Annotated in this window: 15 protein-coding genes and 1 pseudogene; 13 read left to right on the top strand and 3 right to left on the bottom strand. The window is 63.2% G+C overall.

Annotated features, from left to right (window positions below; genetic code table 11):
* The first annotated feature begins 135 nt into the window (after positions 1-135).
* The 10 genes from dusB (at position 136) to HZU84_RS09890 (ending at position 10,228) form a co-directional block, all read left to right on the top strand.
* The gene (gene dusB, locus HZU84_RS09935) at positions 136-1,176 is read left to right on the top strand and encodes a tRNA dihydrouridine synthase DusB (protein WP_149504541.1); all 1,041 of its coding nucleotides are present in this window, start codon (positions 136-138) and stop codon (positions 1,174-1,176) included.
* 92 nt (positions 1,177-1,268) lie between these two features.
* Positions 1,269-1,490 carry a helix-turn-helix domain-containing protein gene (locus tag HZU84_RS09930; RefSeq protein ID WP_037480358.1) on the top strand — a complete coding sequence of 74 codons (222 nt, stop codon included), beginning with the start codon at positions 1,269-1,271 and terminating at the stop codon, positions 1,488-1,490.
* A gap of 53 nt (positions 1,491-1,543) precedes the next feature.
* The gene (purH, locus tag HZU84_RS09925; protein WP_149504543.1) at positions 1,544-3,118 is read left to right on the top strand and encodes a bifunctional phosphoribosylaminoimidazolecarboxamide formyltransferase/IMP cyclohydrolase; all 1,575 of its coding nucleotides are present in this window, start codon (positions 1,544-1,546) and stop codon (positions 3,116-3,118) included.
* A 32-nt stretch (positions 3,119-3,150) separates the two neighbouring features.
* Positions 3,151-3,705 carry a crossover junction endodeoxyribonuclease RuvC gene (gene ruvC, locus HZU84_RS09920; RefSeq protein ID WP_149504544.1) on the top strand — a complete coding sequence of 185 codons (555 nt, stop codon included), beginning with the start codon at positions 3,151-3,153 and terminating at the stop codon, positions 3,703-3,705.
* 113 nt (positions 3,706-3,818) lie between these two features.
* Positions 3,819-3,995 (top strand): hypothetical protein, encoded by a 177-nt coding sequence (locus HZU84_RS09915; RefSeq protein WP_180692880.1) that lies wholly within the window; start codon positions 3,819-3,821, stop codon positions 3,993-3,995.
* Between the two features lie 87 nt (positions 3,996-4,082).
* Positions 4,083-5,000, top strand: a complete 918-nt coding sequence (locus HZU84_RS09910) for a helix-turn-helix transcriptional regulator (RefSeq protein WP_149504545.1) — start codon at positions 4,083-4,085, stop codon at positions 4,998-5,000.
* Positions 5,001-5,470: 470 nt separating this feature from the next.
* A complete protein-coding gene (locus HZU84_RS09905) occupies positions 5,471-6,406 on the top strand; it encodes an ATP-binding protein (protein ID WP_149504546.1) in 936 nt (311 codons plus the stop codon).
* Positions 6,407-6,426: 20 nt separating this feature from the next.
* A complete protein-coding gene (locus HZU84_RS09900) occupies positions 6,427-7,719 on the top strand; it encodes a hypothetical protein (RefSeq protein ID WP_149504547.1) in 1,293 nt (430 codons plus the stop codon).
* Positions 7,716-9,536 carry a methyl-accepting chemotaxis protein gene (locus HZU84_RS09895; RefSeq protein ID WP_149504548.1) on the top strand — a complete coding sequence of 607 codons (1,821 nt, stop codon included), beginning with the start codon at positions 7,716-7,718 and terminating at the stop codon, positions 9,534-9,536. The genes HZU84_RS09900 and HZU84_RS09895 overlap by 4 nt, the downstream gene beginning before the upstream one ends.
* Before the next feature lie 2 nt (positions 9,537-9,538).
* Positions 9,539-10,228, top strand: a complete 690-nt coding sequence (locus tag HZU84_RS09890) for an OmpA/MotB family protein (RefSeq protein WP_149504549.1) — start codon at positions 9,539-9,541, stop codon at positions 10,226-10,228.
* Positions 10,229-10,273: 45 nt separating this feature from the next.
* On the opposite strand, the gene HZU84_RS09885 is transcribed toward HZU84_RS09890, so the two are convergent.
* Positions 10,274-10,450 (bottom strand): hypothetical protein, encoded by a 177-nt coding sequence (locus HZU84_RS09885; protein WP_180692879.1) that lies wholly within the window; start codon positions 10,448-10,450, stop codon positions 10,274-10,276.
* Between the two features lie 90 nt (positions 10,451-10,540).
* On the opposite strand from HZU84_RS09885, the gene kynB reads away from it, so the two are divergent.
* From kynB to kynA, 3 genes are read left to right on the top strand one after another with little or no spacing between them, the layout of a single operon-like run.
* Positions 10,541-11,170 carry an arylformamidase gene (kynB, locus tag HZU84_RS09880; RefSeq protein ID WP_149504550.1) on the top strand — a complete coding sequence of 210 codons (630 nt, stop codon included), beginning with the start codon at positions 10,541-10,543 and terminating at the stop codon, positions 11,168-11,170.
* 25 nt (positions 11,171-11,195) lie between these two features.
* Positions 11,196-12,518 carry a kynureninase gene (gene kynU / locus HZU84_RS09875; RefSeq protein WP_149504551.1) on the top strand — a complete coding sequence of 441 codons (1,323 nt, stop codon included), beginning with the start codon at positions 11,196-11,198 and terminating at the stop codon, positions 12,516-12,518.
* A gap of 29 nt (positions 12,519-12,547) precedes the next feature.
* Positions 12,548-13,405 carry a tryptophan 2,3-dioxygenase gene (gene kynA / locus HZU84_RS09870; protein ID WP_149504552.1) on the top strand — a complete coding sequence of 286 codons (858 nt, stop codon included), beginning with the start codon at positions 12,548-12,550 and terminating at the stop codon, positions 13,403-13,405.
* Here the strand turns inward: kynA and HZU84_RS09865 are convergent.
* Together HZU84_RS09865 and HZU84_RS09860 are read right to left on the bottom strand one after the other, a co-directional pair.
* Positions 13,335-15,410 carry a putative bifunctional diguanylate cyclase/phosphodiesterase gene (locus HZU84_RS09865; protein WP_149504553.1) on the bottom strand — a complete coding sequence of 692 codons (2,076 nt, stop codon included), beginning with the start codon at positions 15,408-15,410 and terminating at the stop codon, positions 13,335-13,337. The two genes, kynA and HZU84_RS09865, sit on opposite strands and share 71 nt — an antisense overlap.
* Before the next feature lie 303 nt (positions 15,411-15,713).
* Positions 15,714-15,839: pseudogene (locus HZU84_RS09860) on the bottom strand (IS5/IS1182 family transposase); the annotation flags it as partial.

Here is a 15,839-nt window from a genome sequence, read left to right as displayed (position 1 = left end):
GCGCGAGCCCGGCCGCCCCGGCACGGCCGGGCCGGGCGGCCGCCCCGCTATACTCTGCCTCCTTTTTCAGCAGTTTCCGGCCTCGCACGCCTTCGTGCCTCACGTCCGGCCCCGATTCCTTCCCTGTCTTTCCCGATGCGCATCGGTCCCCACGAGTTGCCCAATCGCCTGTTCGTCGCGCCGATGGCCGGCGTGACCGACCGGCCTTTCCGCCAGCTGTGCAAGCGGCTGGGCGCAGGCCATGCCGTCAGCGAGATGGTGACTTCGCGCGCCGATCTGCGCGACAGCCTGAAGACCTCGCGCCGGCTGAACCACGACGGCGAGTCCGCGCCGATCGCGGTGCAGATCGCCGGCACCGACGCCGAGATGATGGCCGAGGCTGCGCGCTACAACATCGATCGCGGCGCGCAGATCATCGACATCAACATGGGCTGCCCGGCCAAGAAGGTCTGCAACAAGTGGGCCGGCTCGGCGCTGATGCAGGACGAGGCGCTGGCGCTGGACATCGTCGCGGCGGTGGTCGAGGCCAGCGCGCCGCACGGCGTACCGGTGACCTTGAAGATGCGCACCGGCTGGTGCCAGCAGGCCCGCAATGCGGTGACGATCGCGCGCGGTGCCGAGGCGCGTGGCGTCGCGATGGTCACGGTGCACGGCCGCACCCGCGAGCAGGGCTACAGCGGCCGGGCCGAGTACGAGACGATCGCCGCGGTCAAGGCGGCGCTGTCGATTCCGGTGTGCGCCAACGGCGACATCGACCGCCCGGAAAAGGCCCGCGACGTGCTGGCAGCCACCGGCGCCGACGCGATCATGATCGGCCGTGCCGCGCAGGGGCGACCGTGGATCTTCCAGGAGATCGCGCATTTCCTGGCCACCGGCGAGCACGCCGCGCCGCCGGCCACGCTGCAGGTGCGCGAGTGGCTGCTCGAACACCTCGAGGACCACTACGGCCTCTACGGCGAGCTGGCCGGCGTGCGCACCGCACGCAAGCACATCGGCTGGGCGGTGCATGCCCTGCCGGGCGGCGAGGACTTCCGCCGCCGCATGAACCGGATCGAGACCACCGCCGAGCAGTCCCGCGCGGTGCATGACTTCCTGGGCGAACTCGCCGGCGCGCATCCGCTCTGGCCCGAGGCCGCCCCGCTTCCCGCAGAACCCGTCGACGCCCTGGCGGCATGACATCCATGAACGACATGAGCATCAGCGCCCTGACCTCCCTGCCGGCCGACCTGGTGGACGAGACCGCCGACGCCCCGCCCTCCGGCAGCCCGATCGACCAGTCGATCCGCAGCACCCTCGGCACCTATTTCGACGACCTCGACGGCACCACGCCGCACGGCCTGTACGACATGGTCATCAAGGCGGTCGAGCGCCCGCTGCTCGATGTGGTGATGGCACGCGCCGATGGCAACCAGAGTCGCGCCGCCGAATGGCTCGGCATCAACCGCAACACGCTGCGCCGCAAGCTGGTCGAGCACCGGCTGATCGACTGATCCGCCCGGCCGCCCCTGCCCCTTCCCGATTCCCCACCGATCGTCATCCCACCATGACCACCGCCCTCCTTTCCGTCTCCGACAAGACCGGCATCGTCGAATTCGCCCAGGCGCTGCACGCGCGCGGCATCCGCCTGCTCTCCACCGGCGGCACCGCCAAGCTGCTGGCCCAGAACGACCTGCCGGTCACCGAAGTGAGCGAGATCACCGGCTTCCCCGAGATGCTCGACGGCCGCGTCAAGACGCTGCACCCGCGCGTGCACGGCGGCCTGCTGGCCCGCCGCGACGTCCCCGAGCACATGGCCGCGCTGAAAGAGCACGGCATCGACACGATCGACCTGCTGATCATCAACCTCTACCCCTTCGCGCAGGCCACGGCCAAGGCCGACTGCACGCTGGAAGACGCGATCGAGAACATCGACATCGGCGGCCCGGCGATGCTGCGCGCGGCGGCCAAGAACTGGCAGGACGTGGCGGTGGTCATCGACCCGAGCGACTACGCCCAGGTGCTGGCCGAGCTCGACGGCGAAGGCCTGACCCGCAAGACCAAGTTCGGCTTCGCCAAGAAGGTGTTCTCGCACACCGCCGCCTATGACGGCATGATCAGCAACTACCTGACCTCGCTGGAAGCCGGCGCGGAAGACAAGACCGCCGATGTGCCCGCGCGCGAGGAATACCCGAGCGTCTTCAACCTGCAGCTGCACAAGGTGCAGGGCATGCGCTACGGCGAGAACCCGCACCAGTCGGCGGCGTTCTACAAGGAAGCGAAGGTCGCTGACGGCCTGCTGGCCGGCTGGACGCAGATCCAGGGCAAGGAGCTGAGCTTCAACAACATCGCCGACGCCGACGCGGCGTGGGAATGCGTGAAGGCCTTCGACGTGCCGGCCTGCGTGATCGTCAAGCACGCCAACCCCTGCGGCGTGGCCGTGGGCGCGACCCTGCTGGAAGCCTACGAGAAGGCGCTGAAGACCGACCCGACCTCGGCCTTCGGCGGCATCATCGCCTTCAACCGCCCGCTCGACGCCGACGTGGTCGAGAAGATCAACGCCAACAAGCACTTCGTCGAAGTGGCGATCGCGCCGGTCATCACGCCGGCCGCCCGCGCCGCCTACGCCAGCAAGGTCAATGTGCGCCTGCTGGAAGTGCCGGTGAGCCAGGCCGTGAACGCGCTCGACTTCAAGCGCGTCGGCGGCGGCATGCTGCTGCAGTCGGCCGACAACGTCGACATCGTCGGCGAGATCAAGGTGGTGACGAAGCTGGCGCCGACCGAGCAGCAGATGCAGGACCTGCTGTTCGCCTGGAAGGTCGGCCGCTTCGTCAAGAGCAACGCGATCGTCTTCTGCAAGGACGGCATGACCTACGGCGTCGGCGCCGGCCAGATGAGCCGCCTGGATTCCGCCCGCATCGCCTCGATCAAGGCGAAGGCGGCCGGCCTGAGCCTGGACGGCACGGCCGTGGCCAGCGACGCCTTCTTCCCGTTCCGTGACGGTCTGGACGTGGTCGTCGACGCCGGCGCCACCTGCGTGATCCATCCGGGCGGCTCGATGCGCGACCAGGAAGTCATCGACGCCGCGAACGAGCGCGGCATCGCGATGGTCTTCACCGGCACGCGCCACTTCCGCCACTGAGCGCCACGACGACGCCGGCCCGCAGGCCCGCCATGCGCATTCTCGGCATCGACCCCGGCCTGCAGATCACCGGCTTCGGCCTGATCGATGTCGACGGGCCGCAGCTGAGCTATGTCGCCAGCGGCACCATCCGCACCGCCGAGGCGCCGCGCGGCGACCTGCCCGCGCGCATCCGGCTGATCTTCGACGGCGTGCGCGAGGTCGTCTCGACCTACCAGCCCGACGCGGCCGCGCTCGAGATCGTCTTCGTCAACGTCAACCCGCAGAGCACGCTGCTGCTCGGGCAGGCGCGCGGCGCGGCGCTGGCCGCGCTGGTGGCAGGCAGCCCGCCGCTGCCGGTGGGCGAATACACCGCGGTGCAGATGAAGCAGGCCGTCACCGGCCACGGCGGCGCCGCCAAGGCGCAGATCCAGGCGATGGTGCAGCACCTGCTCAAGCTGCCCGGCCAGCCCGGCAAGGACGCCGCCGACGCGCTGGGCATCGCCATCACGCACGCCCACGCCAGCCGCAGCTTCGCCGCGCTGGCCCAGGCCACGCCGCTGGCACGCCGGCAGCACGCGCTGTACCGGGGCGGGCGGAGCTACTGACGCGCGAGCGCGCGGCGCGGTCTTCCCGCGCTGGCCGCCACGCCTTCCAGATCGTTCATTTCCAGAGCGACCGCGACACCACCTGTCGCGGGCGGTGTCTAGGCTTGCGCGTCATGAAATCACTGATGTTCCTCCTGACGCTGCTCTACCTGCTGCTGCTGGCCGTGGCCCGGCTGACCCATGGTGCCGATGCCACGCTCACCCAGGAAAACCGCGCAGAACCAGAAAAACTTCACAGCCAGCCCCACCCGAAAGTGCGGGGTCTTTTACCTCGCACCCTACTCTCTTGATCCTGAGAAAACAAACAACAACACCCGGCTGATAGGCAAACAAGAACAAGCATCAGCCGTCCGATCGACTGTCAACGATCCGACTTCATGACAAGAAGTAGTGCCGACTGCGACACGCTGGCCGACCGGCTGACGCGCATCCTTTTCAAGCTCAACCAGGGTCACACGCTGCATCCGGCCGATCTCGCGGAGGAGTTCGCCGTGAGCCGGCGCACCATCCAGCGCGATCTGTCCCAGCGCCTCGGCCAGCTGGGCGACCTGATCGATCGCACCGAGGACGGCGGCTACCGGATGGCGCCGCAGTACTTCGGCAAGCTGACGCTGACCGATCTGGAGCGGTTTGCAGCCCTCACCGGCCTGAGCGGCCTCTACCCGGTCTTCGACGACGCCTTCGTGCGCGAACTGCTCGACAGCCGGCTGGAGTCGGTGCTGCAGGTGCGCGGCCACAACCACGAGGCGCTCGACACCGAACAGCAGCAGCGCTTCCGGCAGATCGAGGCGGCCGCCCGCGAGCGCCAGCTCATCGGCTTTCGCTACCGCAAGCCCGAGGGCGAGAAGACCTACGAGGCGCTGCACCCCTACCGGCTGGTCAACCACACCGGCATCTGGTACCTGATGGCGCTCGACGGCAGCACGCTCAAGAGCTTCGCCTTCGGCCGGATCAGCGCGCTGCTGGTCTCGCCCGAGCGCTTCGAGCTCGATCCGGCGCAGAACGCGCGGCTCGACGCCGAGGACGGCATCTGGCTCAACGAGACCAAGACCGAGGTGGTCCTGAAGGTCTCGCGCGACGCCGCGCCCTATTTCCTGCGCCGCAAGCTCGTGCCCGCCCAGGAGACCGTTCGCCATCTCGAGGACGGCAGCCTGCTGGTGTCGTCCCGTGTCGCCCACCCGAACCAGATCCTGCCGATCGTGCGGTACTGGGTGCCGAATGTGCGGATCGTGAGTCCGGAGGGGTGGCAGGAGGAATTAGAAGCGCAGCTGCAAAATTACCTTGCACGCCGTTAACCACAAAACCTCACCCTCCAAAACGCAAATTCTCATTGGTGTGGGCGGTCTCAGACCTTAATTGCAACGCTCTTGACCAGTCAATCAGAAAGGTTAGCGACGTCAAACTTAAAGTGCAACACAGCCAAGCCGCAGCAGTGCTGGCGGCGCCAGCAATTTCATAACACGCCCCAAGCGAATGAGTGATTTTCATAAAATCGCTTATCAAGTTTTTTCACTTCTAACACCGGGTCATCATGGGAATATTTTTAGGTGTAATCGGCATCTTCTTTGGAATTGTACTGCTTTCACAAATCGGACTTGGTCGTCTCATTGCCGCCATGATAGCAGGCGGTATTGGCTTCGCCATCGGGAGCGTGGGCGGGACAGGATGGGCTATTTTTGGAGCCATTTTAGGCGGGTTGATTGGCATAGCGGCATCCAATCAATAAAAATATTTAATTCACTTAAGACTCAACCAAATAAATCAAATGGCGCACCCGACGCACAAATCACAAGAAAAAACAACAAGCAAATCAGCAACACCAAGTCATTTTGATGCCCACCAACCAAATTTAACACTAGATACCCACGTCATTCTCCCAAAATCCACAAGAAATCAAATTGATGAATGCCTAGCCCGACTCAAGTATCACCGAAAAATTTATGTAGACTGGAATTTCCGCTCCGTCGATCCGATGGGGATGAGTGCTGTACTCAACTTTTTTGGCGCACCAGGAACCGGAAAAACACTCACCGCCCAAGCATTGGCAGGAACCTTGGGTATGACAATCATCTCCCTTGGTATCGCGGAGCTTGAAAGCAAATTCATGGGAGAAACAGCAAAGAATATTCAGGCCGCATTTTCTGCAGCACGCGAGAACGGGGCAGTACTGTTCTTTGATGAGGCCGACACCCTGCTTGGGAAACGGCTTTCATCCGTGACACAGGGTGTTGACAACGAGGTCAATGCAATGCGCTCGACCATGCTGATTGAGTTAGAGCGTTTTGACGGCATCGTCATTTTTGCGACCAATTTTGCGCGAAATTTTGATGAAGCATTTCGCAGTCGTATCGGGTATCACGTTCGATTCGAGTTACCTGACATGGAGACAAGGATCAAGTTGTGGGATCGGATGATGGTGCACGAAATCCCCCTTGGCGAAGACCGAGATTTTATGCTACAGCAATGCGCGGAAGCATCTGCTGGTATGTCTGGCCGAGAAATAAGAACAGGGATGCGCCTAGCTCTGCCAAAAGCAGTGATAGCCGCCCAAGGCGAGGACGCCAAGCTGAAATTCGAGCATATCGCTTCTGCGATCGCGGACATCAGGCTGGCACACCGCGAAGTAGCTACATCATCGGGACATGAGTCCACAACAAATCGGGATGCGCAGACCGCAAAAAATCTGCTGGGATTGAATTAATAACGACTTTTGGAGCGATCATGGGTTGGTTTTCCAGTTTTTGCAGCTCTGTTAGCAGTGCTGTCAGTAGTGCAGTTTCATCAGTAGGCTCAGCCATTTCATCAGTAGCCAGCAGTGTTTGGGAAAAAGCCAAGGATGTTGCAAAAAATGCCGTGACCTGGATGGCAGACAAAGCAGAAAGCTTTGTGGGCGAGGTAAAAGAAGTCTGGAAAAAAGTCCGCCCGTTCATCGAGAAGCATGTTCGCCCATATTTGAAAATGGCGGCAACAGTGGCTCCATGGCCGTGGTTGAAGATCGCCATCCTATCTTTCGAAAAGGCACTTGATTTCATAGAGAAATTCGAAGATAGCAGTCTTGCAAAGAAGCTAGATAACGCCGTCAAATGGGCTATCAAAACCGCAAGAAAACTCAAAGAAACCTATCTGTCTGCCGACGAGATGGAAGAAGCCGAGCAACGTAAGCGTGATTTGAAAAAGGCGGCCGCAGTTGTCCCGGAAGCCGATCGTCACTCGATTGACTTGGCTGCACTCATAAATGATTACGCCATGGTTCAAACCGCCATCGCAGATATCATGGAGTCGAACACGGTCAAGGATTTTGAGCACTACCTGCGTCTGCAAGCCAGCCAGAAGTTGCTCAAGGGAACTGAGAAAATTCTTGCGACGGCAACCAGCATCGAAGAAATCACTGCAGATGATATTTTCCTGCTGCAGGTCGGGTCATCTTTACTTGCACCCAATCCTGAGTTGTCAAATGCTGATGCGATCAAGCTGGACCATATTATATATCAGCGTTTCGGCAAAAAACTCATTCCATTCGTATTTGAAGAAATGGTAATGGCTTGGGGACAAAATCTCCAGCAGATGGAGAGCGAATGGAAAGCATACAATGCCAAGCTATCAAAGGATGAGGTTCTGAAGCGACGCCTGGAAGTCACGAAACGGCTATCTGAACTTCCGCCGGAGGAAGACGCCATTCTGCAGGAGTATATAACGCTACTGCCTAAAAACAAAGCCAAGCTCGAATCACTGGGCCAGAAGTGTCGAGAGCAACGAAACTATGTCCATGCAGCAGAAGGTTTTCTGCAGACACTGGAAAAAACCGCCCAAGAACTCGAGGCGGACGGTCAAGAATATCTTGCTGACGAAGGTAGCCGTGTGGGGATGATAATTATTGACTGCGCACAGAATGGCAAACGCTGGACAGACCTGACGCCGGAAGATCGCAGTCTCATCACGGACTACGCCAATATTTTCGAGAAGGCGAGCAAGGCTCGCGCCGCGCAACTGGTTGAAGTCGAGGTTGGCGCATGATTATCGATGCCGCAATTTTCCTCATCCCGCAGATCGATGCCATTCAGATCACTTTCGGTTTATTGATCTTCGGTCCGCTTTTTGTCACCATTTTCATGGTTCGCCGTGATGCGAATCCAACCCGATGGGAAAATCATTGGACCGGAAGTAATCAGAACGACAAATCGGATGATCTTGATGCCGGGCATGGTTCAGTCACGGATATCTGCCATGTCGTGGCCACCAAATCTGAGCAGATAGCGGAAATCATGCCCGGAATCCTGCTTATCATCGGATTGCTGGGTACATTCTTAGGGTTGGGTTTGGCACTAAACAAGGCTTCTACCATTTTGGTCGAGGCCAATGGGGGCTCAGGCATGGATGACGCCATGGTCAACCTGATGGGCATGATGCAGGGGCTAGGCACCAAGTTTAAAACATCGACTTGGGGCATCTTGGCTTTTCTAGCGCTGAAATCATGGTCGGCGGCCAATGGATATGAAGAGCGGCGCCTGCGCTGGTGCATCAAGCGCATGAAGCAAGACATCGACGCGGCTAAGCAGGCAGAACAGAACGATGCGAAGACAGTCCATACTCAGATGCTTCAAGGTCTGCAAAGTGTTGGCATCGAAATATGCAGCGCACTAGACAAATCTTTTTCTGTTAGTCATCAACTGCAAGAGCGCGGCCTAGCTGGACACGCGGCGACCGAGGCGGGTCTTCGCAACGCATCGACGCTTTTGACCGCACAGATTCAAAAATCTGAGGCCATTTCCTCAGCCATTGCAACCAGCAGTCTTGCAACAAAATCGACGCTGGAAAACGCTTTCGATGTAATCCAACAGCTCCTGCAGCGCAGTCTAGACGGCCATCAGGCCACCCAGGCAGAAATTCGATCCGCCTCGGTTTTGATGGAAAATCAGCTACAGCAGTCAATTGCCATTGAGTCCAGCAATCGAGCTACTAAGGCTGCATTGGAGAGTTTCGTCGAGGCAAATCAATCCAATATATCCGCCATGCAGGAATCGGCATCGCAGATGGCGACAGCCGCCAGCGACATGGGGCATTCGGCAATCAATCTGCAGTCTGCCATCCAAATTTTCAAGGAAAACGTAGCCGAGGTCATGACGATCATGAAGGAGGATCTCGGCCGCACTATCCAGGACATGAACGAAAGTTTCGGCGAGAACATGGGACAGATCGCCGTGAAGCTTTCGGGTGCCACGACCGACATCAGTGTGGCTGTGAACACGTTGTCTCGGAATGTCGGGGACACCATGGGACAGGTCGAAAAATCCATTAAAGGATCAGTGGACATCCAGCAAAAGGCTCACGCTGAATTCTTGTTGACCAGTGACACGCTGAACACCCAAGTCACGGAAATGACCAATCTCGTGATGAAACTCAGTGACGATATCACTGCAGGGCTGGCGGCAGTATCTGATAGCGGTCGTCGCATGGTGCAACTTGACAACCGCTACAAGACGATTAGCGAAAGCGCAGAAGTTTCAGCCAAGTCTATCTCCGAGTTGGTCAATCGCATTCAGATTAACGCGGACAAGACAGCATTGGCCGTCAATGACTTGACCCATCAGCTCAAGACAGGAGCAAACCCCAACACAGACGCCGACAACGATCGACGGGCAATGGTTGGAAGTCTGCATCAGCTCTTGTCAACCGTAACGGCGATGAAGACAGAGTTGTCTTTAAACTCCGTCAGGAAAAAAAATATCAACTCGAAGGATTCCGCATCGAACAACAATATCGAAGCATCAGTGGCAGTACCGTCAGCAACAACAGAGACGGCAACAAGTCGCGTATTTAGTGGCGGCTTCTGACAATGAAAGAAAAGTCAAACGAATGGGTCTCCATCGCAGACCTGATGGCTGGCGTGATGGCGGTAGTGATGCTACTGCTAGTCATGTCGGTTCTACAGAAGATGTTTTCTGATGCCAAACATAAAAAGGAAATGGAGCAAGGTGCGGCGTCACAACGGCAGGTAGTAGCGCGAATCATGACAGAACTAAAAACCTCCATCACGCAGCAAGGTGCGGATGGTTTTGCATCGTTCGATATCGAAGCAGGCAAGATCACGTTGCGTGACAACATCTTTGGCCGGGGGAGTGCCTGCATCACCCCACAGGCGAAATCAGCGTTCGTCAGTGTCGAACAAAAGATTGCCGCCTTCATGACCGAAGTCAAGGGGGGGCAGATTTTTGTGGAAGGGCACACTGATAATCTGCCAGTTGGAAACCCTGTCACTGATTTCAGCCGCTTCTGTACTGTCTATGACGACAACTACACGCTATCCGCAGCACGAGCACGCGAAGCTCGCAAGCTGCTAATTGGAGCATTGGACACAGACACCGCCCGGCGTGTGGTGGTAGCCGGGTATGGTGACTCACAACCGTTGCCGCACATCACAAGCAGCGATGGCAAGAATCGCCGTGTGGAAGTTCGTTTTGTGCCACCGGTGCCTGTTACCACGACCTCGGCAAACCCCTCTAGCCGTTCACACGCTCAGCACTAGAGACGATCTCAAACCTAAACTACACCACTTCATCGAGGTGGTGCATCAGATCAGTTCACACCATCCGTCCCACATTCCGCCCGGCACAGCACGGCCGAATTCCACCCCGATCAGGTGGCTCGGCTCGCCGCGATCGCGGTACTTGTCGGCATAGCCGCGGGCGCGGATCTGCCGCAGCGCCACGGCCACGGCGTACAGCACCGTCATGTCGACGACGGTCATGGCAGGCCGCGCCCGCCACCCCGTATTTCCCCTCCCCGTTGCAAACAACCGACACCACGGCCTGCGGAACGCCCTTAACGTGCCGCCGCCATGAACCCGCCCACCCTGCACGACATCTCGCCGCTGGTCAGCGCGGCGGCGCCGATCTTTCCCGGTGACGAGCCCTACGCACTGCGCTGGACCGCGCGGCTGGGCCCCGGCTGCCCGGTCAACCTGAGCGCGGTGACGATGTCGCCGCATGTGGGCGCGCATGCGGATGCGCCGCTGCACTACGCCGACGGCGCCGCCTCGATCGATGCGGTAGACCTGCACGCCTACCTCGGCCCGTGCCGGGTGATCCATGTGATCGGCTGCGGACCGCTGGTGCGCGTCGAGCATCTGCGCCATGCCGCGCAGGACCTGCCGCCGCGCGTGCTGCTGCGCACCTGCGAGCGCGCCGACACCGCATGGAACCCGGACTTCAGCGCCTGCGCACCCGAGACCCTGGCCTGGCTGGCCGATCAGGGCGTGCGGCTGGTCGGCATCGACACGCCCAGCGTCGATCCCGGCGACAGCAAGACGCTCGACGCGCACCAGGTGCTGCGCCAGCGCGAGCTGCGGGTGCTGGAGAACCTGGTGCTCGATGCGGTGCCGGCCGGCGACTACGAACTGATCGCGCTGCCGCTGAAGCTGGCCGGCGCCTGCGCCTCGCCGGTGCGCGCGGTGCTGCGAACCCTCTGAACCCGACTCCGTGGAGATCCGATCCATGACCGCTCTCGACCCCCAGGACCTGAGCCGCGCCGCCTGCGCCGCCCGGGATGCCGCCGACCCGCTGGCCGCGCTGCGCGAGCAGTTCGAGCTGCCGCCGGGCGTGAACTACCTCGACGGCAATTCGCTGGGCGTGCTGCCGCGTGCCACCGCCGCACGCGTGCACGACGTGGTGACCCGGGAATGGGGCCAGGGCCTGATCCGCAGCTGGAACAGCGCCGGCTGGATCGAGCTGCCGCGCCGCGTCGGCGACAAGATCGGCCGGCTGGTCGGCGCGGCGCCGGGCGAGCTGGTGGTGGCCGACTCCACCTCGGTCAACCTCTTCAAGGTGCTGAGCGCGGCCGCCCGCATCGCGCAGGCCGACGATGCGGCGCGCCGGGTGATCGTCTCGGAGCGCAGCAACTTTCCGACCGACCTCTACATCGCCGAGTCGGTGGCCGCGCAGCACGGCATGACGCTGGAGCTGCTCGACATCGACGCGATCCCGGCCCGGCTGGCGCCGGGGGCCGGCGCCGATGTGGCGGTGCTGATGCTCACGCAGGTGAACTACCGCAGCGGTCGCATGGCCGACATGGCGGCCGTCACCGCGCTGGCCCATGACGCCGGCGCGCTGATGCTGTGGGATCTGGCGCACTCGGCCGGCGCGGTGCCGGTGGACCTGAACGGCGCCGACGCCGACTTCGCGGTGGGCTGCGGCTACAAGTACCTGAACGGCGGCCCCGGCGCGCCGGCCTTCTGCTGGGCGCATCCGCGCCATGCCGAGCGCTTCTGGCAGCCGCTGTCGGGCTGGATGGGCCATGCCGCGCCCTTCGTCTTCGAGCCGGGCTACCGGCCGGCGCCGGGCATCGGGCGCTATCTGTGCGGAACGCCGCAGGTCATCGGCATGTCGGCGCTCGAATGCGGCGTCGACACCGTGCTGGCGGCCGAACCGCTGGGCGGCATGGCGGCGCTGCGCGCCAAGTCGGTGGCGCTGTCCGAGCTGTTCATCGCCCTGGTGCGCCGGCATCTGGCCGGCAGCGGCCTGACGATCCACACGCCGCTGGACGCGGCGCGGCGCGGCAGCCAGGTCTCGCTGGGCGTGCCGGCCGACGGCTCGGTCGACGGCTATGCGGTGGTGCAGGCGCTGATCGCGCGCGGCGTGATCGGCGACTACCGCGCCGGCGACGGCAGCGCCGCCGAGCCGCATCTGCTGCGCTTCGGCTTCACGCCGCTCTACACCCGCTTCCAGGATGTCTTCGACGCGGTCGAGGCGCTGGCCGAGGTGCTGGCCCGCGGCGAGTGGCGCGAGGAGCGCTTCACCCGCAAGTCCGCGGTGACCTGACATCCTGCCCCCCGAACGGAGACCAGACCATGACCTGCCCCCACGCCGCCCCGCGCGGCGAGCACATCGTGCGCGACGAGGGCGCGCAGCTCGACTTCTCGGGCGACATGAGCTACGGCGACTATCTGCAGCTCGACCGGATCCTGAACGCGCAGAAGCCGCTCTCGCCCGACCACAACGAGCTGCTCTTCATCGTGCAGCACCAGACGTCCGAGCTGTGGATGAAGCTGATGCTGCACGAGCTGGGCGCCGCGGTGGGCGCAGTCGCCCGGGACCAGCTGCAGCCAGCCTTCAAGATGCTGGCGCGGGTCTCGAAGATCATGGAGCAGCTGGTGCACGCCTGGGATGTGCTGGCCACGATGACGCCGCCCGAGTACTCGGCGATCCGGCCCTATCTGGGCCACTCGAGCGGCTTCCAGAGCTGGCAGTACCGCTGCATCGAGTTCAGCCTGGGCAACAAGAACGCGGCGATGCTGCAGCCCCATGCGCATCGGCCGGACCTGCTGGCCACGGTGGAGGCGGCCTGGCGGGCGCCCGGCCTGTACGACGAGGCGCTGCGCCTGCTGGCGCGGCGCGGCATCGCGGTGCCCGCCAGCCATCTGGAGCGCGACTGGACGCAGCCCTACACGCCCGACGCCGCGGTCGAGCAGGCCTGGCTCACCGTCTACCGCGATCCCCAGCGCCACTGGGATCTCTATCAGCTCGGCGAGGAGCTGACCGACCTGGAGGACGCCTTCCGGCTCTGGCGCTTCCGTCACCTGACCACGGTGGAGCGGGTCATCGGCTTCAAGCGCGGCACCGGCGGCACCGGCGGCGTCAGCTACCTGCGCCGGATGCTGGACACGGAACTGTTCCCGGAGCTGTGGGCACTGCGCACGCAGCTGTGAGGGCGGGGATCGGCCAGCGCTTGTCGAACGCGTCCGGCGGCACCGCCGGCCCGAACAGCCAGCCCTGATACTCGTGCACGCCATGGTCGCGCAGCCAGTCGAGCTGCCTGGCCAGCTCGACGCCCTCGGCCACCATCGTCACCCCGAGCATGCGGCACATGGTGACGATCATCTCGGTGATCGCGGGCCGGTCGGAGAGCGCGCGGATGAAGGATCGGTCGATCTTCAGCGTGTCGACCGGGTAGCGGTGCAGATAGGCCAGGTTGGAGTAGCCGGTCCCGAAGTCGTCGATGGCGATGCGCAGGCCCATGCGGCCGAGCGCCTCCAGCGCCGCCACCGTGCGGTCGTCATGGCCGAGCAGCACCGATTCGGTGATCTCCAGCTCGATGCGGCGCGGATCGCAGCCGGTGCGCTTCAGGATCGCGTCGATCTCGTCGATCAGGCCGGCGTGGAAGAACTGGCGCGGCGACAGGTTGACCGACACGGTCAGCTCGCGCCCGGCCGCCGCCCAGGCGACCTGCTGCGCGCAGGCCTTCTCCAGCACCAGCGCGCCCAGCTCGCAGATCAGGCCGCAGTCCTCGCAGACCGAGATGAAGACATCCGGCGGGACCATGCCGCGCTCGGGATGGTGCCAGCGCACCAGGGCCTCGGCACCGACGATGCGGCCGCTGGCCACATCGACCCGCGGCTGGTAATGGACGCTGATCTGCCCCTGCGCCAGCGCCCGGCGCAGCTCCACCTCCAGCTCCAGGCGCGACTGCGCCGAGGCGGTCATCTCGGGACGGAAGCGCATCGCGCTGCCGCGCCCGGCCGCCTTGGCGCCATACATCGCCAGATCGGCGTGGCGCATCAGCGTGTCGATGTCCTCGCCGTCGTGCGGGAAGACGCTGATGCCGATCGAAGGCGTGACCCGCAGTTCGGTCTGCGGCAGCACCACCGGCTGGGAGATCAGCGTCACCAGCCCGGCGGCACGCCGCTCTGCCCGCGCGGCGGCCTCGCGGTGCGGCAGCAGCAGCAGGAACTCGTCGCCCCCCAGCCGCGCCACCCGCTCGCCCGGCTCGAGCGCATCGTTCAGGCGCCGTGCCAGCTGCACCAGCAGCTCGTCGCCGACCGCATGGCCGAGCGAATCGTTGACCCGCTTGAAATGGTCCAGGTCGATGAAGATCAGCGCGGCCTCGTCGCCACGCAGCCGGCAGGCACGCAGCGTCAGCGAGAAGTCCTTGATGACCTGGTTGCGGTTGGGCAGGCCGGTGAGCTGATCATGGTCGGCGAGGTACTGCGCCTGGGCCTGGGCCTGCTTCAGGCCGCTGATGTCGATCTCGGTGATCAGCAGCGCGCGCCGTCCGGTCACCGGATCGCTGCACAGCCGCGCCGACAGATCGTGCCAGCGCTCGCCCGCCGCGGTGCGCACCCGCGCGATGATCTTGCCTTCGCCGCGGACCTGCAGCGCGGTGACCAGATCACGCAGGTCCTCGCGGTCGACCAGCCGGGACGACAGCCGCTCCGCACCCTCGACCACGCTGGCGCGCGAGGCTGGATTGCGGTAGAGCGCACGGCCGGCACGGCTGTACAGCGTGGTCATCACCTCGGTGTGCAGCAGCGCGTCGACGCTGCGCAGCGAGTCCGGCGACGCAGCCGTCTCGGCACGCCGGGCGTCGCACAGCATCGCCATGCGGCCGTCGTCGAGCCGCCAGCCGCTGAAGTCGACCCACAGCGTGACCGGCACGCCGGCCGGATACAGCGTCCACTGCTCGCCGAAGCGCTCGCCGGCCTGGAAGTCGGCCTGGTACTGGCGCAGCCGCCGCGCCACCGCCACCGACATGGTCCGGCCCATGTCGCGGGCGCGCAGGTCCTCGAGGCTGCCGGCCTGCCACATCCGCACCGCCTCGGCATTGGCCCAGTGCACCCGGCCGCGGTCGATGTCGAAGATCCACACCGGATGATCGAGCCGGTCGAGCAGCGCTGCCGCGTCGACCAGCGCGGACTCGAGGGTCAGAGCCTGCATCGGCGCACTCCCCGCTCAGGCCAGCGGCTGCAGAACGACCGGATGGCCGTGCCCCGCAGGCGTGCCAGCGCCGGCGGTGATGTAGAGCGTGTGCGAGGCGGCTTGAACGCCACCGGATGCACCAGTGCTCATGTGTCGTACCTCCCTGCCCCGATCGGGGCTCGACGGGCTGAGCAGCCCGGAAACGGCAGGAGGCTCCCCCCGGAACATCCCGCCGGGGAGATCGGAGAAAATCTGCGGAAATTGAGCGATGCCCGCCTGTGCCTGGTGCGGACCCGGCGCGAACGCGTGATCTAAGAGCAACTAACAAAACCGAATCAGCGTGCGCAGGCAGATGACGCAACAAGCCAGGCTGAGCAAGGCAACGTGCGTCTCAACTTGGCGCTCGAATCGGACGCGCAGCTTGCCAAACGCTGCCAGCCACGCATG

The sequence above is a fragment of the Sphaerotilus sulfidivorans genome (assembly GCF_013426975.1).
Classification (GTDB): Bacteria; Pseudomonadota; Gammaproteobacteria; order Burkholderiales; family Burkholderiaceae_C; genus Sphaerotilus; species Sphaerotilus sulfidivorans.
Note: the sequence above shows the minus strand (reverse complement) of the source record. Positions and strands in the feature narration are given on the sequence as shown.

Coding starts and splice junctions, on each gene's coding strand:
- dusB (WP_149504541.1), top strand. CDS start 136: ATGCGCATCGGTCCCCACGAGTTGCCCAATCGCCTGTTCGTCGCGCCG.
- purH (WP_149504543.1), top strand. CDS start 1,544: ATGACCACCGCCCTCCTTTCCGTCTCCGACAAGACCGGCATCGTCGAA.
- ruvC (WP_149504544.1), top strand. CDS start 3,151: ATGCGCATTCTCGGCATCGACCCCGGCCTGCAGATCACCGGCTTCGGC.
- HZU84_RS09915 (WP_180692880.1), top strand. CDS start 3,819: ATGAAATCACTGATGTTCCTCCTGACGCTGCTCTACCTGCTGCTGCTG.
- HZU84_RS09910 (WP_149504545.1), top strand. CDS start 4,083: ATGACAAGAAGTAGTGCCGACTGCGACACGCTGGCCGACCGGCTGACG.
- HZU84_RS09905 (WP_149504546.1), top strand. CDS start 5,471: ATGGCGCACCCGACGCACAAATCACAAGAAAAAACAACAAGCAAATCA.
- HZU84_RS09900 (WP_149504547.1), top strand. CDS start 6,427: ATGGGTTGGTTTTCCAGTTTTTGCAGCTCTGTTAGCAGTGCTGTCAGT.
- HZU84_RS09895 (WP_149504548.1), top strand. CDS start 7,716: ATGATTATCGATGCCGCAATTTTCCTCATCCCGCAGATCGATGCCATT.
- HZU84_RS09890 (WP_149504549.1), top strand. CDS start 9,539: ATGAAAGAAAAGTCAAACGAATGGGTCTCCATCGCAGACCTGATGGCT.
- HZU84_RS09885 (WP_180692879.1), bottom strand. CDS start 10,450: ATGACCGTCGTCGACATGACGGTGCTGTACGCCGTGGCCGTGGCGCTG.
- kynB (WP_149504550.1), top strand. CDS start 10,541: ATGAACCCGCCCACCCTGCACGACATCTCGCCGCTGGTCAGCGCGGCG.
- kynU (WP_149504551.1), top strand. CDS start 11,196: ATGACCGCTCTCGACCCCCAGGACCTGAGCCGCGCCGCCTGCGCCGCC.
- kynA (WP_149504552.1), top strand. CDS start 12,548: ATGACCTGCCCCCACGCCGCCCCGCGCGGCGAGCACATCGTGCGCGAC.
- HZU84_RS09865 (WP_149504553.1), bottom strand. CDS start 15,410: ATGCAGGCTCTGACCCTCGAGTCCGCGCTGGTCGACGCGGCAGCGCTG.